At 68.7% G+C, this 20,871-nt stretch carries 25 protein-coding genes; 10 read left to right on the forward strand and 15 right to left on the reverse strand.

Annotation, left to right across the window (positions count from 1 at the left end):
• Positions 1–2 precede the first annotated feature (2 nt).
• The 4 genes from FBR43_RS11845 to FBR43_RS11860 all read right to left on the reverse strand — a co-directional run bounded on the left by FBR43_RS11845 (position 3) and on the right by FBR43_RS11860 (position 5,248).
• Entirely contained in the window at positions 3–1,133 is a 1,131-nt protein-coding gene (locus FBR43_RS11845; protein ID WP_317128323.1) for a M23 family metallopeptidase, read from the reverse strand.
• A gap of 186 nt (positions 1,134–1,319) precedes the next feature.
• Positions 1,320–2,123 (reverse strand): ferritin-like domain-containing protein, encoded by an 804-nt coding sequence (locus FBR43_RS11850; protein WP_136943312.1) that lies wholly within the window; start codon positions 2,121–2,123, stop codon positions 1,320–1,322.
• On the reverse strand, positions 2,120–2,587 hold the full coding sequence (locus FBR43_RS11855) for a peroxiredoxin (RefSeq protein WP_169542589.1): 468 nt from the start codon (positions 2,585–2,587) through the stop codon (positions 2,120–2,122). Before FBR43_RS11855 ends, FBR43_RS11850 begins: the two co-directional genes overlap by 4 nt.
• 3 nt (positions 2,588–2,590) lie before the next feature.
• Positions 2,591–5,248, reverse strand: coding sequence for a bifunctional [glutamine synthetase] adenylyltransferase/[glutamine synthetase]-adenylyl-L-tyrosine phosphorylase (locus FBR43_RS11860; RefSeq protein WP_136943313.1), 2,658 nt, complete (start codon positions 5,246–5,248; stop codon positions 2,591–2,593).
• A 109-nt stretch (positions 5,249–5,357) separates the two neighbouring features.
• Between FBR43_RS11860 and FBR43_RS11865 the strand changes: the two genes are divergently transcribed.
• On the forward strand, positions 5,358–5,543 hold the full coding sequence (locus FBR43_RS11865; protein WP_136943314.1) for a hypothetical protein: 186 nt from the start codon (positions 5,358–5,360) through the stop codon (positions 5,541–5,543).
• A gap of 5 nt (positions 5,544–5,548) precedes the next feature.
• On the opposite strand, the gene FBR43_RS11870 is transcribed toward FBR43_RS11865, so the two are convergent.
• The 3 genes from FBR43_RS11870 to FBR43_RS11875 form a co-directional block, all read right to left on the reverse strand.
• Positions 5,549–6,187 carry a sigma-70 family RNA polymerase sigma factor gene (locus tag FBR43_RS11870; protein WP_136943315.1) on the reverse strand — a complete coding sequence of 213 codons (639 nt, stop codon included), beginning with the start codon at positions 6,185–6,187 and terminating at the stop codon, positions 5,549–5,551.
• Positions 6,188–6,295: 108 nt separating this feature from the next.
• Positions 6,296–6,433 carry a hypothetical protein gene (locus FBR43_RS16190; protein WP_169542591.1) on the reverse strand — a complete coding sequence of 46 codons (138 nt, stop codon included), beginning with the start codon at positions 6,431–6,433 and terminating at the stop codon, positions 6,296–6,298.
• 59 nt (positions 6,434–6,492) lie between these two features.
• Positions 6,493–7,290 carry a response regulator gene (locus FBR43_RS11875; RefSeq protein ID WP_136943316.1) on the reverse strand — a complete coding sequence of 266 codons (798 nt, stop codon included), beginning with the start codon at positions 7,288–7,290 and terminating at the stop codon, positions 6,493–6,495.
• Positions 7,291–7,550: 260 nt separating this feature from the next.
• On the opposite strand from FBR43_RS11875, the gene FBR43_RS16490 reads away from it, so the two are divergent.
• The 3 genes from FBR43_RS16490 (at position 7,551) to FBR43_RS11890 (ending at position 9,816) form a co-directional block, all read left to right on the forward strand.
• A complete protein-coding gene (locus FBR43_RS16490; RefSeq protein WP_136943317.1) occupies positions 7,551–7,820 on the forward strand; it encodes a NepR family anti-sigma factor in 270 nt (89 codons plus the stop codon).
• A 38-nt stretch (positions 7,821–7,858) separates the two neighbouring features.
• Complete coding sequence (locus tag FBR43_RS11885; protein ID WP_249276566.1) at positions 7,859–9,424, forward strand: sensor histidine kinase; 1,566 nt, start codon at positions 7,859–7,861, stop codon at positions 9,422–9,424.
• A 266-nt stretch (positions 9,425–9,690) separates the two neighbouring features.
• The gene (locus FBR43_RS11890; RefSeq protein WP_136943319.1) at positions 9,691–9,816 is read left to right on the forward strand and encodes an entericidin A/B family lipoprotein; all 126 of its coding nucleotides are present in this window, start codon (positions 9,691–9,693) and stop codon (positions 9,814–9,816) included.
• Positions 9,817–9,882: 66 nt separating this feature from the next.
• Here FBR43_RS11890 and tatC read toward each other — a convergent pair whose 3' ends face one another.
• From tatC to FBR43_RS11915, 5 genes are all read right to left on the reverse strand, one after another.
• Positions 9,883–10,656 carry a twin-arginine translocase subunit TatC gene (gene tatC / locus FBR43_RS11895; protein WP_136943320.1) on the reverse strand — a complete coding sequence of 258 codons (774 nt, stop codon included), beginning with the start codon at positions 10,654–10,656 and terminating at the stop codon, positions 9,883–9,885.
• The gene (gene tatB, locus FBR43_RS11900) at positions 10,653–11,057 is read right to left on the reverse strand and encodes a Sec-independent protein translocase protein TatB (protein ID WP_136943321.1); all 405 of its coding nucleotides are present in this window, start codon (positions 11,055–11,057) and stop codon (positions 10,653–10,655) included. Before tatB ends, tatC begins: the two co-directional genes overlap by 4 nt.
• A 71-nt stretch (positions 11,058–11,128) precedes the next feature.
• Positions 11,129–11,359 carry a twin-arginine translocase TatA/TatE family subunit gene (locus tag FBR43_RS11905; RefSeq protein ID WP_136943322.1) on the reverse strand — a complete coding sequence of 77 codons (231 nt, stop codon included), beginning with the start codon at positions 11,357–11,359 and terminating at the stop codon, positions 11,129–11,131.
• A 27-nt stretch (positions 11,360–11,386) separates the two neighbouring features.
• Positions 11,387–11,965 carry an SMC-Scp complex subunit ScpB gene (gene scpB / locus FBR43_RS11910; RefSeq protein ID WP_136943323.1) on the reverse strand — a complete coding sequence of 193 codons (579 nt, stop codon included), beginning with the start codon at positions 11,963–11,965 and terminating at the stop codon, positions 11,387–11,389.
• On the reverse strand, positions 11,962–12,717 hold the full coding sequence (locus tag FBR43_RS11915) for a segregation and condensation protein A (protein ID WP_136943324.1): 756 nt from the start codon (positions 12,715–12,717) through the stop codon (positions 11,962–11,964). The genes scpB and FBR43_RS11915 overlap by 4 nt, the downstream gene beginning before the upstream one ends.
• A 156-nt stretch (positions 12,718–12,873) precedes the next feature.
• Between FBR43_RS11915 and FBR43_RS11920 the strand changes: the two genes are divergently transcribed.
• Positions 12,874–13,314, forward strand: coding sequence for a DUF4168 domain-containing protein (locus tag FBR43_RS11920; protein WP_169542592.1), 441 nt, complete (start codon positions 12,874–12,876; stop codon positions 13,312–13,314).
• A 57-nt stretch (positions 13,315–13,371) separates the two neighbouring features.
• Here FBR43_RS11920 and FBR43_RS11925 read toward each other — a convergent pair whose 3' ends face one another.
• The 3 genes from FBR43_RS11925 to FBR43_RS11935 are packed head-to-tail and all read right to left on the reverse strand — an operon-like array spanning position 13,372 to position 15,854.
• The gene (locus FBR43_RS11925) at positions 13,372–14,373 is read right to left on the reverse strand and encodes a glycoside hydrolase family 3 N-terminal domain-containing protein (protein ID WP_136943326.1); all 1,002 of its coding nucleotides are present in this window, start codon (positions 14,371–14,373) and stop codon (positions 13,372–13,374) included.
• A 36-nt stretch (positions 14,374–14,409) separates the two neighbouring features.
• The gene (locus FBR43_RS11930; protein WP_136943327.1) at positions 14,410–15,423 is read right to left on the reverse strand and encodes a glycosyltransferase family 2 protein; all 1,014 of its coding nucleotides are present in this window, start codon (positions 15,421–15,423) and stop codon (positions 14,410–14,412) included.
• Positions 15,424–15,470: 47 nt separating this feature from the next.
• Positions 15,471–15,854, reverse strand: a complete 384-nt coding sequence (locus FBR43_RS11935) for an acyl-CoA thioesterase (protein ID WP_136943328.1) — start codon at positions 15,852–15,854, stop codon at positions 15,471–15,473.
• A gap of 80 nt (positions 15,855–15,934) precedes the next feature.
• On the opposite strand from FBR43_RS11935, the gene modA reads away from it, so the two are divergent.
• The 5 genes from modA to FBR43_RS11960 all read left to right on the forward strand — a co-directional run bounded on the left by modA (position 15,935) and on the right by FBR43_RS11960 (position 20,863).
• A complete protein-coding gene (gene modA, locus FBR43_RS11940; protein ID WP_249276567.1) occupies positions 15,935–16,687 on the forward strand; it encodes a molybdate ABC transporter substrate-binding protein in 753 nt (250 codons plus the stop codon).
• On the forward strand, positions 16,687–17,376 hold the full coding sequence (gene modB, locus FBR43_RS11945; RefSeq protein ID WP_136943329.1) for a molybdate ABC transporter permease subunit: 690 nt from the start codon (positions 16,687–16,689) through the stop codon (positions 17,374–17,376). Before modA ends, modB begins: the two co-directional genes overlap by 1 nt.
• On the forward strand, positions 17,366–17,989 hold the full coding sequence (locus FBR43_RS11950) for an ATP-binding cassette domain-containing protein (protein WP_136943330.1): 624 nt from the start codon (positions 17,366–17,368) through the stop codon (positions 17,987–17,989). The genes modB and FBR43_RS11950 overlap by 11 nt, the downstream gene beginning before the upstream one ends.
• Positions 17,990–18,052: 63 nt before the next feature.
• Positions 18,053–20,008, forward strand: a complete 1,956-nt coding sequence (locus FBR43_RS11955) for a S9 family peptidase (RefSeq protein ID WP_136943331.1) — start codon at positions 18,053–18,055, stop codon at positions 20,006–20,008.
• Between the two features lie 123 nt (positions 20,009–20,131).
• Entirely contained in the window at positions 20,132–20,863 is a 732-nt protein-coding gene (locus FBR43_RS11960; protein ID WP_136943332.1) for an NYN domain-containing protein, read from the forward strand.
• The last annotated feature ends 8 nt before the right edge of the window (positions 20,864–20,871 follow it).

Genomic DNA, 20,871 nt, shown 5'->3' on the forward strand with positions numbered 1-20,871 from the left:
GATTACTGCGCGGGGCCACCCATCGCGGCGCGTGCGCGCAGTGCCTTGTCCTGCGCGCTCAGCAGCACGTCGGCGCTCTGCATGTACGGCATCGGATTCACCGGACGACCGTCGATGCGCACCTCATAATGCAGATGGCTGCCCGTCGACCGGCCGGTCGAGCCCATCAGGCCAATGAGCTGGCCCCGCTTCACGCGCGCATTGTCGCCGACGATGATGCGCGAGAGATGGCCGTAGCGCGTCTCGATGCCCTTGCCGTGATTGATCTCGACCAGATTGCCATAGCCGCCCACGCGCTTGGCGCGCGACACGACGCCGTCGGCGGTAGCGTAGATCGGCGTGCCGACGGGGCCGGGAATGTCGATGCCCGCATGCATCGCGGCAGTGCCGCGGAACGGGTCCGAGCGCACACCGAAGCTCGAAGTCAGCTTGAGATCGTCGACGGGCTGGAGCGAAGGGATGGCGATGACCGCCTGCTCAAGCGTGTCGAGCTTCTTCCAGCTCTGGAACAGCGAGCGGAACTGCGCATCGGCACCCGCACCTGCCGAGCCCGAGGCGGCTTCGGCCGCCGCTTCGGCGCCCTCGCGGCTGTCGAGCGGCAGATAGGGACCGCCCATCGCCGCCTGGGCGATGACGCGATCGGGGCGAACGCCCAGCCGGCGCAGATGCCGCTCGGTCGCCTTGATGCGCGCATCGGTGATCGCGCGCGCCTCGATCGCGAAGGCGACCTGCTGCGCGCCGACGCGCCGCAGCGGCGCCACGACCGACGCCGCGAGCCCCGTCGCCTGGCCGGCAGGCTGCGCCGCCAGCGCGGCGAGTTGCTCGGGATCGCCCTCGCCGCTCAGCACGGCGGCGATCAGTGCCTGACGCTGCTCGACCCGGGCTGCATGATCGGCGGCGGTCTTCTTGAGGCCGGCTACGTCGGCGCGCATCCGCGCCACTTCGCGCTGCATCCGCGTCACGCGCGTCTCGGCGGCCGAGGCACCGAACGCGCCCGAGGCGGTCAGCGTATCGACCGCAGCCGATGCCGCACCATAGCCCGAGAAGCCGAGCGCCAGCACCGCGGCGCCTGCCGCAAAGGCCTGCTGCCGGCCGGTGACGCTGAAACGGCGCAGCGTGCGCCCATCGTGCAAAATGAAATCGCGGTTTTTGAAAAGGTTGCGGAACCCGAAGCGGTAACTGGCGTTCGAAACGTTGGAAGTAGCGTGCATATTTCCCCGGCGACCCAGACGCACGGACGGGATTTTTCCCGTTCGCGAATGTGATGTCCCGATCGCAGCCCCTCCGCGCCCCGGACGGCTGCTCTTGTGCTTGGCGGGTCAGCCGGCGGCAAGAGCGCCGTAATATTCGCGCGTTAGACCGGCAGACTCACGCGCCGAGTCGTTGAACGGCGGCTTAATCGCTCCCCGAAAATACCGTGCGACCATCGCCTGCCAGTGCGCCGCCGGCTGGAATCCGTCCCGCGCGCAGGCATGATTGAACCAGATCGTGCCTGCGCGCACGTGCCGTACTTCGTCGGTCAGGATGCGCCGGAGGATCGCCACCGTCGGCGCGTCGCCGGCATGGGCGAAGCGCTCGATCGTCGCGGGCGTTACGTCGAGCCCGCGCGCTTCGAGCACCATCGGCACGACGGCGAGGCGCCCATGCACGTCGCCCGCCGTCGCCAGCGCGGCATCCCACAGCCCGTCATGCGCGGGCAAGGCGCCATAGAAGCTGCCGAGCGAGCGAAGCCGCCGGTCGACCAGTGCGAAGTGCATCGCCTCGTCGGCACCCACCGCGACCCAATCGTCGACGAACGCGCGCGGGAAGCGGGCGCCGAAGCGGCCGACCAGATCGAACGCCAGATCGATCGCGACGAATTCGATATGCGCCAGCGAATGGATGAGCGCGATCCGGCCGCGCTCGGACCCGCCCTTGCCGCGCTTGGGCATGCGGTTGGGCGGCAGCAACTCGGGGAAGTCGGGGCGCGCGGGCCGATCGGGCATCGCCACGTCGAATCGGTGGGCGAGCGCACCGCGCCGCCATGCCCGTGCGGCGGCGCGCGCCGCCTTGCGCTTGGCGACCGGATCGCCGGCGAGCAATACCGCGCGCGCCGCTCCGCCGATGCTCGCGCCGATGGTCAAAGCGCGCGTGCCGCCGCCAGCACCTGTTCGACATGACCGGGCACCTTGACCTTGCGCCACACGCGCTGCGCCACGCCCTTGGCGTCGAACAGGAAAGTCGCGCGCTCGATGCCCATATGTTTCTTGCCGTACATGTTCTTCTCGACCCAAACGCCGAACGCCTCGCACACCGCACCATCGGCATCGGTCGCGAGCGGCACGGTCAGGTCGTGCTTGGCAGCAAATTTCTGGTGATCGGCAGGCGAGTCCTTCGAGATGCCGATCACGCCGACGCCCGTTTCGGCAAACTCGGGCAGCATCGCGGTGAACGCCTGCGCCTCTCGCGTGCAGCCCGACGTATCGTCTCGCGGATAGAAATAGACGACGAGCGCGCGCCCGTCGGCCACATCGCCCAGCTTGCGCAGGGTGCCGTCGGGCAGCGTCACTTCGATATCGGGAAGCGTATCGCCCACTTCGATTGTCATCGCTCAATCTCCCTCGCCCGCGACGCCGCGCCACGCCGCTCCGACCTCCTGCCTAGTCGCTGCAAGCGTTTCAAGCACTGCCGGCCAGTCGGGCAGGTCGAGCGCCTGCGCGACCAGCGCACGCGTCGGCTCGGCCGGCGCGTCGGCATCGGGCGCCACCAGCCGCAGCGTGACCAGCAGCCGCGTCAGCACGTCGTGCGCGCGCACGAGCGTAGGCGCCATCAGGCCGGCTTCGGCCAGCGCACCGATCGCGGCGCGCAGATCGGGCGTGAAGCCGATGCGGTGGACGAGTTGCAGCGTGTGGACCGCGAATTCGAGATCGACGAGCCCGCCGTCGAGCAGCTTGGCGTCGAGCGGCCCCTGCGGCGGCTTGTGCGCGCGCATCTCGGCGCGCATCGCCACGGCATCGGCAACGATATCGCGCACCGGCCGCGCGCCCGCCAGGACGGCGTCGATCACCGATTGTACGGCTGCGATGGCTTCGGGCGATCCATATACCGGCCGCGCGCGGGTGAGCGCCATATGCTCCCACGTCCACGCGCTTTCCTGCTGATAGCGGCGAAATCCCTCGAGCGAGACGACCAGCGGCCCCTGCGCGCCCGATGGCCGCAGCCGCGTGTCGACCGGGTAGAGCGGCCCCGATGCCGTCGGCACCGAAAGCGCGGCGGTCAGCCGCTGCGCGAGGCGGTTGTAATAGTGCACCGCACCCAGAGGCTTCTCGCCATCCGATTCGACGGCATGGTCGCCGGTGAAGAGATAGACGAGATCGAGATCCGAGGCGTGCGTCAGCGCCGCGCCGCCCAGCCGCCCCAGCGCCAGCACGACGAGCTCGCTGCCCGGCACCTTGCCGTGGCGTAGTGCGAATTCGGCGACGGTCGCATCGCCCAGCACGCCGATCGCCGCCTCGGCGACGCGCGCATAGCCCGCCGATACCGACAGCGGATCGCTTGCCCCCGCGATGATCTGCGCACCCAGCGCGAAACGCTTCTCGTTGACCATTCGGCGCACATGGTCGAGCTGCCGCTCGTAATCCTGCCGCTCGCGACCACGCATCTCGGCCGTCAGCGTCGCGACGTCGGGAACGGGTTCGAGCGCGCTCGCATCGATCAGCCCGTCGAGCAGCTCGATGCGACGCCCGAGCACATCGGCCAGCGTCGGCGCGTGGCTGAGGATGTTGCCCAGCAGACGCGCCAGCGGTGGCTGCGCTTCGAGCAGGCGCAGGAAATTGATCGCGCTCGGAAGCCGCGCCAGCAGCTTGTCGAGCCGGATCAGCGCCTGGCCCGGATCGGCCGCGCCGCCCAGTGCCTGCATCAGGCCCGGCAGCACCGCTTCGAGCGCCGCGCGCGCCGTGGGGCTCCGCAGTGCCGGATAGCTGCCCGACCGCCATTCCTCGACGCGCCGCACCGCGACCTCGGCATCGGCGAATCCCGCAGCCTCGAGCCGTGCACGCAGCCGGTCGCCGTCCTCGGGCATGCCGCTATCCTCCTCGGGCTCGATCGCATCGTAGATGCGCCCGACGCGATCGACATGCGGCGCCAGAAGCGCGAGCAGCGCGCCGCCATCGGCAAGACCGTGCAGCCGCGCGACGCGATCGAGGCTGTCGCTCGCCGGCAGTGCGTGCGTCTGACGATCGTCGATCATCTGCACGCGATGCTCAATGGTGCGCAGCAAACGATAGGCATCGGCAAGCGCGCGCGCATCGGCGGCATCGATCCAGCCCGCCGCTGCTAGCAGGCCGAGCGCGTCGAGTGTCGCGGGCGCACGCAGCGCCGGATCACGCCCGCCATGGATCAGCTGGTGCGTCTGCGCGAAGAACTCGATCTCGCGAATACCGCCGCGGCCGCGCTTCAGGTCGTAACCGGCACCGAAGGCTTGGCCCTGCGCGTGATGATCGCGGATGCGCCGCGTGATCGACCGCACCTCGGCGATCGTCCCGAAGTCGAGCGCGCGCCGCCACACAAACGGGCGGATCGCCGCGAGAAACCGCTCGCCGAGCGCCTTGTCCCCCGCCGCGGCACGCGCGCGGATGAACGCCGCGCGTTCCCATGGCAGCGCCTGCGATTCGTAATAGGAGATGGCCGCATCGACGGGCAGCGCGATCGGCGTGACCTCGCTCGACGGGCGCAGCCGCAGATCGACGCGCAGCACATAGCCATTGGCGTCGCGCGCCTGGAGCAGCTCGACCACACGCTTGCCGATGCGGATCGCTGCCTGCTGCGCATCCTCGTTCGCGCGGTGTGGCAGCGTGGCGGGGTCGAACAGGAAGATCGGGTCGATGTCGGACGAATAGTTGAGCTCGCCGCTGCCCTGCTTGCCGAGCGCAATGGCGGCAAAGCCGATCGGCGGTGCGCCCGACACGCGCTCGTCGATCGCAGCGGCAATCGCGCGGTGCAGCGCGCCGTCGGCGAATTGCGTCAGGACCGCGACGACACGCTCGAAGGTATAAGCTCCGGAAAGATCGCCGAGCGCGACGATCAGCGCCAGACGGCGGCGTTCGCGCCGCAGCGCCTGCGCGACCGAATCTGCGTCGAACGCCGCTGCCACCGCGAGCGGATCGGCCAGCGCGGCTCGCAGGTTCTCGGCAAGATCGGGTTCGCGATCGAGCGCCCAGCCGAGAAAGGGCGATTCACGCCTGGCACGCGCCACCGCGTCGCCAAGCATTTCGGGCAGGACCGTTCGGGCAGGCGTAGCATTCATGTCACGCGTCGGCGAAATCGAGCGGGTGTGCGCTGTCAAGCAACAAATCGCCGCATGGGTCGTTCAACCGTCCATGATGGCGATGCATCTCGGCGACAATCTCGATCCGCAGTCCGCGCGCGTCCATATCGGGATGCCGCGCGCTACCGATGCCGTCGGCGGTGCGCTGCGCGGTGCCTATGCGCGCGATCGTTCGCTGCCCGGCGACATGCGCCGCCTGCTCGAACAGCTCGACGCCAAGACTTCCGAACGCCGCTGACCGGATCAGCGGTCGCGGCTTAGATCGTCGACCTCACCCATGATCGTGTCGAGCGCCGTACGGCCGCCGGCATCATGCTCGCGGCGCGACGGGAGCGCTCCCTGCGTGAGCAGCGCCTCGAGCGCGACACGGCCGCGCGCGACGCGGCTCTTGATCGTGCCGACCGCTACTTCGCAGATCTCGGCCGCTTCCTCATAGGCGAACCCGCCCGCGCCGACGAGGATCAGCGCCTCGCGCTGCGGTCGAGGAAGGTGGAGCAATGCTCGCTGCATGTCGGTCAGCTCGACATGGCGATCCTGGCTGGCGGGCGCGGCGAGCAGCCGGTCGGCAACCAGATCGTCCCACTCGCCCTTGAAGCGCGCGCGGCGCATCTGGCTGAGATACAGGTTGCGCAGGATGATGAAGGTCCACGCGCGCATGTTGGTGCCCGCCTGAAACCGCTTGCGCGCCGCCCACGCCTTGAGCAGCGTTTCCTGCACCAGATCGTCGGCCACGTCGCGGCTGCCCGAAAGCGAACGCCCGAACGCGCGCAGATGCGGAATAACCTGCGTCAGATGCGCCTTGAACTCGCCGTCGGGCAGCGAGACGTGCTCGCGCGGCGCATCGGCGGCGGACACCGCATCATTCGGTTCGGTGGACGACATGGTTTCCCGCTCTACCGGGCGCGGAGTTTCCACGCCAGAACGTTGAAGATAGGGCGCACCGGGGGCAAAGGCCAGCCCCCGGGCGTCTCGGTACGCAGTCGGCGGGCCTCAGGCCAGCAGCAGCCAGGCGAATATGATGATGACCAGTGCCAGCGACACGGGAAGGATCACACGCGTCATGTGCGGCGTGGTACCGGCACGGGCGCGGTCGGTGTCGATGTGCTTTGCGTTGTCTTCGTCAGCCATGCAGGCTCAACCCCCGGAAATCATTTTGGGTCCGTATCAGTCGTTCGATAGGGCGATGCTCAGCCGGCGGGCACCGTCGCCTGGTCGAAGAACAGCGCCTGGCTGATCGCCGCCTTCACCGTCGAGCGCTGGAACGGCTTGGTGATGAGGAAGGTCGGCTCGGGACGTTCGCCCGTCAGCAGCCGCTCGGGGAAGGCCGTGATGAAGATTACGGGCACGTTGAATTCGGCAAGGATGTCCTTGACCGCGTCGATGCCCGAACTGTCGTCGGCGAGCTGGATATCGGCAAGCACCAGACCGGGCCGGTCTTCGAGCGCCAGCGCCACGGCTTCGTCGCGCGTCACCGCCACGCCGGTCACATCGTGGCCAAGATCGCGCACGATCGTCTCGAGGTCCATCGCGATGATCGGCTCGTCCTCGATCACCAGCACGCGGGCGCGCGTCTGCTGCTCGATTTCGGCGAGCGCATCGCTCACCAGCTCGTCGACCTCGCTGTCGGTCGCGCCGATCAGATAGGCGGTATCCTCGACGGTGAAGCCTTCCATCGCCGTCAGCAGCAATGCCTGGCGCGAGAGCGGTGCGATCCGCGCCAGCCGCGCGCGGGCGATCGCCTCGGCGTCGCCGCCATCCTCGCCGGCATGCATGTCCTCGATCTGGCTCGACGACCAGATCGCCTGGAAGGTGCGATACAGCCCCAGCCGCGCATCGACGTCGCGCGGAAACTCCTCGGGCGCGGCGACGATCGCCTCGAGCGTGGCGCGCACATAGCGGTCGCCTTCGGTCTGGCTACCGGTCAGCGCGCGGCCGTAGCGGCGCAGAAAAGGAAGATGCGGGGCAAGCTGTTGTCCAAGCGACATGTTCGTACTTCACTCCTTCGGCGCGGCAAGGCCGCCGCTCGCGCATCGGCACGAGATGCTGGCGCGCGGGCAAATCTGCAAGCGCACAGGCGAAGGTTCCCCCCTTCCCCGATTTTGCTTCTCGACCGGAACCATCGAGAACGTTTTTTGTTTCACACCCGAAGCGCTTTGTGTGCTTGGGATATTCACGCTCCCACCCGGGGGCCGTAATTTCGTTCGCGTGCGCCTCAGGGGTGTTCGCGATCCGCAGGGGGAAGTAGGTGCGTTCAGGGAACAGCCCCGCCGCCGGCTCGCATGACGATGCGACCGCGACCGGGAAGAGCGGCAAAGAATCCCGTACCGGCAATCGTGATGGCAACGCAGGCGGTGCTCGGCACGGCGCAGGCGGTGGCCGTTCGGGTGGTGGCTCGGGTAGCGGTTCGGGCGGCGACCGCCGGAATGTCGGCGACGCCCTGCGTGCCGTCTATCGCGAGGCCGTCGATGAGAGCATCCCCGACGAATTGCTTGACCTGTTGAAGAAGCTGGACTGAACAGCAACGCGATGCAGGACGCTTCTCCACCGTCGGGGTTGAGCAGCCCCGCCGGGGGTCCGTCGGTCGACGGCTTAGTCGCACGCTCGCGCTTCCCGACGGGTGCGCGCGTATTTCTCATTCTCAGCGCCGCGCTGCTGCCGCTGGCGCTGATCGCGCTTTTTGCGTCGTTGCAGACCACGCGCACTGCCGAGATCGAAGTGCGCAGCCAGCTTCGGCTTGCCGCGACCGAAAGCGCGCGCGCACTCGCGATCGAGCTCGTCGGCAACATGACGTCGCTGCGAAGCGCCGCCGACGCGCTCGCGCTCGACCGTGACGATGTCACCGCCTGTGCCCGGCTACAGGGTCTGTTCGCACAGCAGCGCGCCGGCGGCGTCCGCTTCGCGATCACCGATAATGGCGGCGCGCTGCTGTGTGGCGGCCCCCTTCCGGCCAGTGTCGCGCTTGCCGCAACTTCGCCTGGCGCGCTGCTCACGCCCGACGCGCTGGTACTGACCATTGCTTCGCGCGACGGCACGGTCGAGGCGACCGCGATAATGCCGGCGCCCTTTCTTGCCACCGTCAGCCGCCCGAGCAGCTTCGCGCCCGAAAACGCCGTCGCGCTGTTGCTGGGCGACGAGACGCTGCCGCTCACCACACTCGATACCGGGTTGCTGCGTCGTAGCGAGCAGACCGAGCGCCCGATCGGCATCGCCGGGCTGCGTCTGGCGATGACGATGCGCAGCGCGCCGATCACGTCGCCGGTGTTGCTGTCGATGCTACTGCCGCTGCTGATGTGGGCCGCCGCTGCCGGCATCGCCTGGTTCGTCGTCGACCGGCTGCTGATCCGGCCGCTGCGCCGCCTGCGCACGGCGGTGGGTGCCTATCGACCGGGCGAAGAGCTGAAGCGCATCAATTACGGCTCGGTCCCCGCGCAGGAAATCCAGCATCTGGGCGATACCTTCGGCGACATCGCGCGCGTCGTGCGACTGCACGAGGCCGAACTCGCCGAGGGACTCGTACGCCAGACGAAGCTGACGCGCGAAGTGCACCATCGCGTGAAGAACAACCTGCAGGTGATCGCCAGTCTCATCAACTTTCATGCACGCGGCGCCGAGTCCGCCGATGCGAGCGCCGCCTATGCCTCGATCCAGCGGCGCGTCGATGCGCTGGCAGTGGTGCATCGCTATCATTTCGCCGAGCTTGAGGAAAATCGCGGCGTCGAGCTGCGCCCGGTGATCGGCGAGCTTGCCTCGAACCTGCGCGCCACCGCGCCCGCGGCCGCCGCGCGCATCAGCGTGGTGATCGAGGTCGAGCCCTATCTGGTGTCGCAGGACACGGCGGTCGCGGTCGCGTTTCTGTTGACCGAGATCGCCGAGCTGGCGATCCAGCACAATCCGCTGGCGGCGATACGCATGACGCTTCAGGCCGCGGAGAGCGAGCGGCAGGCAATATTGCGCGTCAGCTCGCCCGCGCTGATTGCCGATCCCGAGCTCGAAGCACTGATCGAACGTCGCTACGGGCGTGTGATGTCGGGCCTTGCCCGCCAGCTGCGATCGACGCTGCATCACGATCCGCTGGTCGGCGCATACGAGATCGCGATACCCATAACGGGCATCGCCTGATTTTTTGAATTGGCGCGGAACCCGGCGATTTGATCGGCGTTCTGCTCTTCGGATGGCGACCTTTTGCCCCCCCGCTCTCGCCATCCAAGACATGGGCCCGGAAGCGCTTCCCCTCCCCCCCCGGTGGCGCTTCCGGGCCTACAATTTTCCCCACATCGTTGATCGAGCCGCCGGGTTTCGCAGCGCCGAGCATTCGGTTGCTAAGGCGGAACGAAATCGCAGCGCGAGCATTCAATCGCGGCAAGCCGTTTTTTGGGAGATCACCAATGCGCAAGATGTTCGGACTGGCGATGGTAGCGACCGCTCTGCTGGTCAGCGCATGCAATACCGTCGAAGGCGTGGGCCGCGACGTGCAGTCGGCAGGCGCCGCGGTCGAGGACGCTGCGGACTGAGCAGCGCCGATCCCGTGATCGAAGCAAGAGGGCCGCGGTGCGAACCGCGGCCCTTTTCGCATCCGCTCATTCGGCGGGAGCGGCGTCCTCGCTTGCCGCAGCCTTCCGGCGCGAGCGCTCCGAAAACCAGATTCCGACCAGCGCCAGCTCGTACAGCAGGATCAGCGGGATCGCGAGCAGGAACTGCGAGCCGACATCGGGCGGCGTCAGCACCGCGGCGATACCGAATGCCGCGACGATCGCGTAGCGTCGCGCGCCGATCAGCTGCTTGCGCGTGACGATGCCGGCGCGCTCGACGAGCATCAGCAGCACCGGCAGCAGGAACGAGATGCCGAACGCGAACAGGAACTGCATCACGAACGAAAGATAGTTGGCGACCGAGGGCAGCGCTTCCTGACGGATGCCGCCGAAATTGCCCTCGAACCCGAGCAGGAAGTGCAGTGCCACGGGGATCGTCACGAAATAGGCGAGCGAGGCGCCCGCCGCGAATAGCAGCGGCGTGGCGAGCAGGAACGGCAGCAGCGCGCGCTTTTCCTTGCGGTACAGCCCCGGCGCCACGAACTGCCAGAGCTGGTTGGCGAGCACGGGGAACGAGATCATCAGCGCGGCGAAGAACGCCACCTTGATCTGGACGAAGAACGCTTCGAAGATCTGCGTGAAGATGATGCGATCCTGCCCCGCCTCGACCAGCGGCCGCACGAGGATCGTGAAGATCGGCTCGACGATGAAGTAGCAGCCAACGAACGCGAGCACGATCGTGATGACGCAGAACAGCAGGCGGCGACGCAACTCGATCAGGTGATCGAGCAGCGGCGCCTGCGATTCGTCGATATCGTTCACGGCACGTCCTTGCGGTCGGCAGCGCCGGCCGGTGGCATGGCAGGAGCGCTCGCGTCGCTGCGGATTTCGGGCTGGCTCACTTCCGCGCTCGGGCCATTCGATGTGGCGGGCTCGCCATCATCTGCCGAAGTGTGCGGTGCGGGCAGCGCAGTCGCGGCGGGCTCGGGCGGATGCTCGCGCATGATCCGCGCATTCTCCTCGGCCCATTTCGTTTCCATCTCGCTCAGCTCTGCCTCGCGCACCATCGCGTCGAAGCCCGAACGGAACTGGCGCGCCACGCCGCGCGCCTTGCCGACCCACTGGCCGACCATCCGCATCGCGCGCGGAAGATCCTTTGGGCCGATCACCAGCAGCGCGACTACCGCCACCACCAGCATCTCGGTCATGTTGAAGTCGAGCATGGCGCTCCAATGCCTACGCGCCGTCGCCGGCTCAACGCAAATCGTGCCGCCGGCGGATCAGCCGTGAGCGTTCAGCGCTCCTCGCGCGTGCGCTCGGCCTCGTGCTTGAACGCGGGCTCGGCGGCGCGCTGCGCCTCGATGCGCGATGGCGGCGCCTGGTCTTCGTCCTCCGACATGCCCTTCTTGAAATTCTTGATGCCCTTGGCGACGTCGCCCATCATGTTCGAGAAACGGCCGCCGCCCAGCAGGACGATGGCGATGATGCCGAACACCAGCCAGTGCACGAGGCTGAAGGAACCCATGGTCAATCTCCCGAATACCGCCCCTATCTAGTCGTCTTCGCCGGCACTTTCCACCTCGCCCTGCAACATGGCGGTGTCGACGGGATCCAGCAGCCCCGCTGCCCTGAGATCGTCGATGCCGGGCAGGTCGCGGCGGCTGGCCAGGCCGAAATGGTCGAGGAACGCCAGCGTCGTCGCGAACAGGAGCGGACGGCCGGGCGATTCGCGACGGCCGGCGGGGCGTACCCAGCCCGCTTCCATCAACACGTCGAGCGTGCCCTTCGATATCTGCACGCCGCGGATCGCCTCGATTTCGGCACGCGTGACGGGCTCGTGATAGGCGATGATCGCCAGCGTCTCGATACCCGCACGGCTGAGCTTGCGATGCTCGTCGCGGTCGCGCCGGAGCAGATGCGCAAGATCGCCCGCAGTCTCGAAATGCCAGCGCCCGCCGCGCTCGACGAGCACGATGCCGCGGCCGGCATATTCGTGCGCCAGCGTACCAAGCGCCTGCGCGATGCCCTCGCTGCCGCCCAGATGCGCGGCAATGGCGGCGGGCGTCATCGGCGATTCGGACGCGAAAAGCACCGCCTCGACCGCGCGCAGCAACGGGTCGCGCTCGCTCATGCCCTTGCGCCACGCAGCATGAGCGGCGCGAAAGCATGTTCCTGATCGAGCTCGATGCGCCGCTGGCGCGCAAGCTCGAGCGCGGCTACGAAACTCGATGCCAGTGCCGATCGCCGCCAAGGCGCATCGCCCTCGGGCAGGAAGGCCTCGATCCGAGTCCAGGCGACCTCACCACCCAGCATCGCCGCCAGCCGGGCGAGCGCGGTATCGAGCGTCATCACCGGGCGGCGCGCGACGACATGCAGCGCCGGGCGCGTGCGCGCGCTTACGCGGCCATAGGCGGCGATCAGGTCGAACAAGTCGGCCTCGGGGCGTAGGTGGCGGATCGTGCGCAGACCCTCGGGCGCGCCGCGTGCGAACACGTCGCGACCCAGCCGGTCGCGCGCCATCAGCCGCGCGCCCGCCTCGCGCATCGCCGCCAGCCGCTCGAGCCGGAGCGTCAGGCGCAGCGCCAGTTCCTCGGGATTGGGCGTCTCGCCGGGATCGCGCGGCAGCAGCAGCGCAGATTTGAGATAGGCGAGCCACGACGCCATCACCAGATGATCTGCGGCGACTTCGAGCCGCAGCGCGCGCGCGCCCTCGATGAACGCCAGATACTGGTCGACGAGTTCGAGGATCGAGATCGCGCGCAGATCGACCTTCTGAGTCCGCGCCAGCGCCAGCAGCAGGTCGAGCGGCCCTTCCCAGCCATCGATCGCCAGCGTCAGCATGCCGCTCGCGTCGTTATCGGCAGGCTGGGATGAAATGGACATGGCCAGATCATGCCAGAGCTTCGCCGGGCTGCGAAGCGGCCTCGCACCGTGCCGCCCGTCCCGGCTGGCGCACGGCCGAACCGCTTCGAGCTTGCGTTGCGCGACCGAAACCATGACCTCGCGCACCGAAACACCCGAAATCAAAAGGAGAAAATCATGATTTCGATCGGTCGCACGCTGATTTTGACGACTGCCCTCGGCCTCGCCGTGCCGGCGCTCGCGCAGACCACGCCGGGCACGATGCCGAGCGGCGCAACGCCCGGAACCTCGGGCACGCCGCCGCAGACGGCACCGATGACGCCGCCGGCCGCCACGCCGCCCGCAGGCACCACCGCAACCGCAACCGCCACGACGGTGAGCGATGCCGATGTCGGCAAGTTCGCCAAGGCGATGGTCGCGATCGACGCGGTGCAGAAGGACGCCGCGATCACGCCCGAGCAGAAGCAGACGCAGATGGCCGCCAAGGTGCAGGAAGCCGGGCTCGACCCCGCGCGCTTCAACGAGATCGGCCGCGCGACGCAAAGCGATCCGGCGCTGCAGGCAAAGGTGCAGACGGCAATCACCGCCGAAATGGGCGGCGCCACGCCGACGCAGTAACCTTGTAGCCATGCACATCGAGAGGGCGGCGGAAGCGATTCCGCCGCCCTTTTGGCGTCAGGCGAGCGCCAGCAGCGCGTCGCGCTTGGCGATGCACTCGGCCAGGTCGCCCTCGGGCGCCGTGCGCGACGCCATCGCCCGGTCGAGCCGCGTGCGGCCTTCGGCGCCGAGCGGCGCCACCTTGCCGGCAATGTCGGTCATCTCGTCCATGCGCGCCCAGCAGTCGAGCGCCACGTCGCAGCCCGCCGCCAGCGCCGCCGCCGCCTTGTCGCCGGCACTCCCCGACAGTGCCTTCATGTCGATATCGTCGGTCATCAGCAGCCCGTCGAACCCGATGCGCTCCCGGATCACGTCGCCGATGACCGTCGGCGAAAGCGTCGCCGGGCGCTCGGCATCCCACGCCTCGAACACCACATGGCAGGTCATGCCCATCGGCGCGTGCGCCAGTGCCGCGAACGGCGCGATATCGGCCTCGAGCGCGGTGGCATCGGCAGCGACGCGCGGCAGTTCGTGATGGCTGTCGACGAGCGCGCGCCCGTGCCCCGGCATGTGCTTGACGACACCGATCACGCCCGCCGCCGCCAGCCCGTCGAGCACCGCGCGACCGATCGCCGCCACCTGCATCGGATCGCTGCCATAGGCACGCTCGGCGATCGCGGGCGTCGTCTCGGCCACCACCACGTCGAGCAGCGGCAGGCAGTCGACGGTGATGCCGACCTCGGCCAGCGTCAGGCCGATCGCCTGCGCATTGACGCGCGCCGCCTCGATCGCCGAGATCGGCGCTTTCTCGTATAGCCGCGCGAAGGCGGGGCCGGCGGGGAAATCGGGCCAGACGGGCGGACGCATCCGCGCGACACGGCCGCCTTCCTGGTCGATCAGGATCGGCAGGTCGTCGCGGCTCGAAAGGCTGCGCAGATCGTCGGTCAGCGCGCGCAGCTGCGCGCGGTCGCCCACATTGCGGCCGAACAGGATGTAGCCGAGCGGATCGGCGTCGCGGAAGAAGGCGCGCTCGTCGTCGGTAAGCGTCAGGCCCGACAGGCCGTAGATCACGGGTAGCATCGCCGCGCGCTAGCCCATCGCGCGCGCGCGCGAAAGTCAGTCGGTCGTCGGTGCCGGCGCCACCTCGCCCATCTGGCCATCGCCGGCGCGATAGCCGAGCGTCGCGGTGCCCTGCACCGGCCCCGCGACGTCGGCGACCAGATAGAGCGGCCGCCGCTTCGATTCGACGTAGAGCCGCCCCAGATATTCGCCGATCATCCCCAGCACGAACATCTGCACCGCGCCCAGGAACACCGTGACCAACATCGTCGAAGTCCAGCCCTGCACCGCGGTGCCGGTGAAGAAGCCGATCGCGATGTAGATCAGCAGCAGGAACGACAGGAAGAACAGCGCAAGCCCGATATGGCTGGCGAAGCGCAGCGGCGCGGTGGAGAAACCGGTTACGGCATCGAAGGCGAAGCGCAGCATCTTCGAAAGCGGGTATTTGGTCTCGCCGGCATGGCGCTCGGCGCGATCGTACAGGAACGGCACCTGCCGGAACCCCACCCACGCCACCATGCCGCGAATGAAGCGCGCCTGTTCGGGCAGCGACAGGAAGGCGTCGAGCGCGCGCCGGCTCATCAGCCGGAAATCGCCGGTATCGAGCGGGATCGGCGTGTCGGTCACGCGGTCGAGCACGCGGTAGAATGCCGCTGCCGTCAGCTTCTTGAAGAAGGTCTCGCCCTCGCGGCGACGGCGCACGGCATAGACGACATCGGCATTCTCGCGCGCCATCGTCGCGCGCATCTCGCCCAGCAGCTCGGGCGGGTCTTGCAGGTCGGCGTCGATGATGAGGATCTGGCGTCCGCTGCACAGATCGAGCCCGGCGGTCAGCGCCAGCTGGTGCCCGTGGTTGCGCGAGAGATTGATCGCAACGACGCGCGGATCGGCCGCCGACAGGCGCTGCATTACCTGCCAGCTTTCGTCCTTCGACCCGTCGTTCACCAGCACGATCTCGTGATCGTCGCCCACGCATCCGCGCGCCGCCGCCGAAACACGGGCATGCAGCGCCTCGAGACAGGCGGCCTCGTTGTAGCAGGGAATGACGACCGAAAGCGCGGGACGGTTCATGGCGCGCGGCTCTAGCGTGAAATGCGCGGCGGGGAAATCGCCGAAGCTCAGCCCGGCAGGAAGCGGCGCACGATATCGCGCGCCACGCGCACGGGGCGGCGCGTGTCCGAATCGAGCGCGCACCAGCTGCTCTCGACCTCGGCCAGCACTTCCTCGCCGCGCCGGATCATCGTGGTGAAGAAGGCGCGCGCACCTTCCACCCGCTCGGCCACGACGGTGGCGATGACGGTATCGTCGAGAAAGGCGGGGCGGCGATAGGTGATCTCGTGCTTCAGCGCGACCCAAAGATGGCGGGCAACCGCCTCGGCAGGCGCCACCTTTTCCCAATAGGCGACGACGGCTTCCTGCACCCACGACAGATACACCGCATTGTTCACATGGCCCATGTGATCGATGTCGCCGGGCGCGATCGTGAGGCGGTGCTGATGCATACTGCATGATGCGCGTTGCTGACATCACTGTCAATGAATCGCGGCTTGCATTGCGCGCGCCGCGCGCGCCAAACGGGCGCATGATGCGGCGGCTGTTCCTGTTCTTCCTGCTGGTACTGGCAGCGGCGCCGGCTGCCGCACAGCGCCCGCCGCTGGTGCTCGCCGCCGCCAGCATGCAGGAAGCGCTTGAGGACGCGGCCGGTGCCTATGCCGCGCGCGGCAAGGCGCGGCCGGTCCTGTCGTTCGCCGCAAGCTCGGCGCTCGCGCGCCAGATCGTTGCCGGCGCGCCCGCCGATCTGTTCGTCTCGGCCGACGAGGCGTGGATGGATGCCGTCGAGGCGCGCCGCCTGCTTGCGCCCGGCAGCCGCGCGACACTGGCGGGCAACCGCCTCGTCGTGATCGCGCCGCGTGCGACGCGGCTTGGCGCGCTGCGGCGCGCTCGCGACATCGTGGCCGCGCTCGGGGACGGCCGGCTGGCGATGGCCGATCCTGCATCGGTTCCCGCCGGCCGCTATGGCCGGGCCGCACTGCAACGGCTGGGCGCATGGCCGGCGCTGGCGGACCGGATCGCCGCCGCCGAGAATGTCCGCGCCGCGCTGGCGCTGGTCGAGCGCGGCGCCGCGCCGCTCGGCATCGTCTATGCAACCGATGCGCAGGCATCGCGCCGCGTACGTGTCGTCGGTCGCTTCCCGCCCGCGAGCCACCCGCCGATCCGCTATCCCGTCGCGCGTATCGCCGCCTCGCGCAATCCGGAGGCCGAAGGCTTCCGCTGCTTCCTGCTGTCGCCCGCCGGCCGCGCGATCCTGCGGCGCCACGGCTTCGCCGTGCCCTGATGCTGTCGGGGGAGGAATGGGCGATCGTCCGGCTGTCGCTGCTTGTAGGCGGCGTGGCGGTGGCGGCGGTGCTACCGCTCGCCTTCGCGCTTGCGTGGCTGCTCGCGCGGCGGCGCTTTCCGGGTCGCGTGCTACTCGACGCGCTGATCCATTTGCCGCTCGTCGTGCCGCCCGTCGTCACCGGCTGGCTGCTGCTCCTCGCCTTCGCGCCCGATGGCCCGATCGGCGCTATGCTCGATCGCTGGCTGGGCGTGAGCGTGCTGTTCCGCTGGACGGGTGCCGCGATCGCCGCGGCGGTGATGGCGCTGCCGCTGATGGTGCGCGCGATCCGCCTGTCGATCGAGGGCGTCGACCGCCGGCTGGTCGACGCCGCGCGCACGCTCGGCGCATCGCGGATGCGCGCCTTCGCCACCGTCACGCTGCCGCTGGCGATACCCGGCGTGCTCGCCGGCACGGTGCTCGGCTTTGCGCGCGCGCTTGGCGAGTTCGGCGCGACGATCACCTTCGTGTCGAACGTGCCCGGCGAGACGCGCACGCTGCCGATCGCGATCTATTCGGCGTTGCAGACGCCCGGCGGCGAGGCTGCGGTGCTGCGGCTCGCGGCAATCTCGGTCGCGCTGTCGCTCGTCGCGCTCGTCGTGTCCGAAGCGCTGGCACGGCGCATGGGGCGCAGCGCGCATGTCCTTTGACATCTCGCTCGCCAAGCGCCGCTGCGATCGCCTGATCGCCGCGCACGTCACCGCCGGCGACGGCGTGACGGTGCTGTTCGGCCCCTCGGGCATCGGCAAGACGAGCGTGCTCGACATGGTCGCCGGTCTGCTCGCGCCCGACGAGGGCCATGTGCGCGTGCACGGCGTGACGTTGTTCGACTCGACCACGCGCACCAGCGTGCCGCCCGAGCGCCGCCGCGCGGGCTATGTATTCCAGGACGCGCGCCTGTTCCCGCACCGCCGCGTCGAGGCCAATCTGCGCTATGGCGAGCGGCTGGCCGCACCCGCCGAACGCTGGATCGATTTCGATGCGGTGGTGACCTTGCTCGACATCGGCCAGCTGTTGCGGCGCTGGCCCGCCACGCTTTCGGGCGGCGAGGCACGCCGCGTCGCGATCGGCCGCGCGCTGCTCGCAGCACCGCGCTTCCTGCTGCTCGACGAGCCGCTGTCGTTCCTCGACGCCGCGCGTCGCGACGAGATCGCCCGCACGATCGAGGATATCCGCGACCGGCTGCGTTTGCCCATCCTGATGGTGACGCATGACGCCGCCGAGGCAGAACGGCTGGCGACGCGCATCGTGCGCATGGGTTAGCCCTTGCTTGGCGCGCCGGGGCGGTTAGCCTTGGCGACGAACCGTTGCTTCCAAGGATATTCCATGCGCCTCATCGCCCTGCCCGCGCTGCTGCTCGCCACCTCGGCTCTGGCGCAGGAAGCCGCCACGCACCGCCCCGAAGATGTGGTGAAGGCCGAAGCCGTCAGCCTCGCCCCCGGCGCCACCGCCGCCGACGACGTGTCGCGCTACCTGCTGGTGCGCAGCCCGCGCGGTGCCGTGGCGCTCGCGGGCGGTGAGCGCGTGGCCTATACCAGCGACGTGACCGGCCGCCCGCAGATATGGGTGATGCCGGCGGGCGGCGGGCAGGCCGACCAGATCAGCTACGGCTCGGGCGTGGCGTGGGTGCGGCCCGCGCCCGATGGCGGCATCCTCTACGGCGCCGATACCGATGGCGACGAGCGCGTCGGCATGTACTGGATCGGCGCCGACGGCATGGGCGAGCGCACCGTCATCGCCAAGTCGCCGGCCTATCGCCAGTTCGGCGACTGGTCGGGCGACGGCAAGCGCTTCCTCTATGCCTCGACCGAGCGCAACAACACCGATTTCGACATCTGGGTCGCCGATCTCGCAGGCGGTGCGCCGCGCCTCGTGCTCGAGGCCAACGGCACCAGCTACTACCCCCTGGCATGGCAGCCGGGCGGCGAGCTGGTGATATTGTCCGAAGTGCGCGGTTCGGATGCCAACAACCTCCATCTGCTGAACGTCGCGACGGGCGAACGCCGCGCGCTGCTCGTGCCCAAGGAAGCCGCCGAGCATAGCGGCGTCACATGGGCGCCCGACGGCAAGGGTTTCTATCTCGCGCACAACGGCGCGAGCGATACGCATCGCCTTGCCTATTTCGATCTGGCGAGCGGCCAGCTTCGCACACTCGCCGATCCCAAGCTCGACATCGCCGGCGTCGAACTGAGCGACGATGGCCGCTATCTGGCGTGGACGACGATCGAGACGGGGTTCAACCGTCTGCACGTGCGCGACCTGCAAACAGGCCGCGACGTCGCGCTGCCTGAGCTTCCGGCGGGTCTCGTCGGGCTGCGCGCGGTGAAGGGCGGCGGATCGAAGATGCTGCTGTCGCTCAATACGCCGCAGACGGCGGGCGAGACGCATATCTGGGATCCCGCCGCCCCCTCGACGCCGCCGGTGCGCATTCTCAAGGCCGATACGCCCGGCCTCGATCTCGCGCAGATGGTCACGCCCGAGCCGGTGGCGTTCAAGGCGCGCGACGGCGCGCCGCTTACCGGCCTGCTCTACATGCCGCGCAACCTGCCCGCCGGTGCGAAGCCGCCGGTGTTCATCGAGGTGCATGGCGGCCCCAGCGCGCACGCGGTGCCCGCGTTCGCGCCCGACATTCAATATTATGTCGCGCGCGGCATCGCGGTGCTCGATTTCAACTATCGCGGCTCGACCGGGCAGGGCAAGGCGTTCGCCGCGCTCAACGATCGCGAGAACAAGGTCAACGAGGTCGGCGATCTCGCCGATGCGGTGGCGTGGCTGCGCCAGTCGGGCAAGGTCGACGGCAGCCGCATCGCGGTGGGCGGCGGCAGCTATGGCGGCTATCTCACCAACCTGGCGCTCGGCACCTATCCCGACATGTTCGTGGGCGGCGTGTCGGCGGTCGGCGTGTCCGACTGGGTGGCCGCGCTCGAAGGCGCCAGCCCCAGCCTCAAGGCCGCCGACAAGCTCGAGTTCGGCGACATTTCCGATCCCAAGGTGCGCGCATTCTTCGCCAAACTGTCGCCCATCAACAACGTCGCGAGGATCAAGACGCCGATGATGGTCCTCCACGGCGCCAACGACCCCCGCGATCCGGTGAGCGAAAGTGATCGGCTCGTCGCGGGCATCCGCGCGAACGGCGGCACCGTCACCTATCTGCGCTTCCCCGACGAAGGGCACGGCATCACCAAGGTCAACAACCGCGTTCACGCCTATCGCCGCGTGGCGGATTTCCTCGAACAGCGCTTCGGGATGCAGCGCGAGGCAGCGGGGTCGGCGTCGCGCTGACTTCGGGTCAGCGCTGGCCTCCAGCGCCGACGCGGTGCTTGACGGTGCGATTCCGGCGCCGTTTGCCTGCCACGGCGCTCCCGAACGTTGCCGCCTGTCGGTCCTGATCCTAAGGGGAGCGGCATGGCCAGCCCTCCCCCGCTTCCCGCCGGCAATGTCGCGCTGCTGATCGATGCCGACAATGCCTCGCCCGCAACGCTCGATCCGGTGCTCACCGTGCTGGCCGAGCTCGGCACCGTCAACATCCGCCGCGTCTATGGCAACTGGCGCAAGACCGCGCTCAAGGGCTGGGCCGACGCGACGCTGACGCATGGCATCGAGCCCTATCAGCAGTTCGATATCACCAAGGGCAAGAACGCCACCGACATGCGCATGACCATCGATGCGATGGACCTGCTGTTCCGCGGCCGCGTGACGGGTTTTGGCCTGATGTCGTCGGACAGCGATTTCATGCCGCTCGCGATGCGCATCCGCCAGGAAGGCCTGCCCGTCTACGGCTTCGGCAGCAGCCGCACGCCCGAGGGATTTCGCGAGGCGTGCAGCCGTTTCATCGACGTGCAGGCGCTGCTCGACAGCGAAACCGCCACCAAGCAGGGCGCGGTTGCGACGGACGCGCCTTCTGCTGCGGTGAGCGACGAGGTCGTCAAGTTGCTCATCGATGCCTACAATGCGAGCAAGAGGGACGAGCGCGGCTTCGCCAGCCTCAACGATGTCGGCCAGCGCGCGGGCAACCGTTCGAGCTTCGATACGCGCAACTACGGCTTCGCGCGGCTGTCCGATCTGATCGGCGCCGTCCCCAATTTCCAGTCCGAGCGGCGCGAAGGGGGCCGTGTGTACGTGAAGCGGGTACGGTGATGCAGGTG

The organism is Sphingomonas baiyangensis (genome assembly GCF_005144715.1).
GTDB classification, from domain to species: Bacteria; Pseudomonadota; Alphaproteobacteria; order Sphingomonadales; family Sphingomonadaceae; genus Sphingomonas; species Sphingomonas baiyangensis.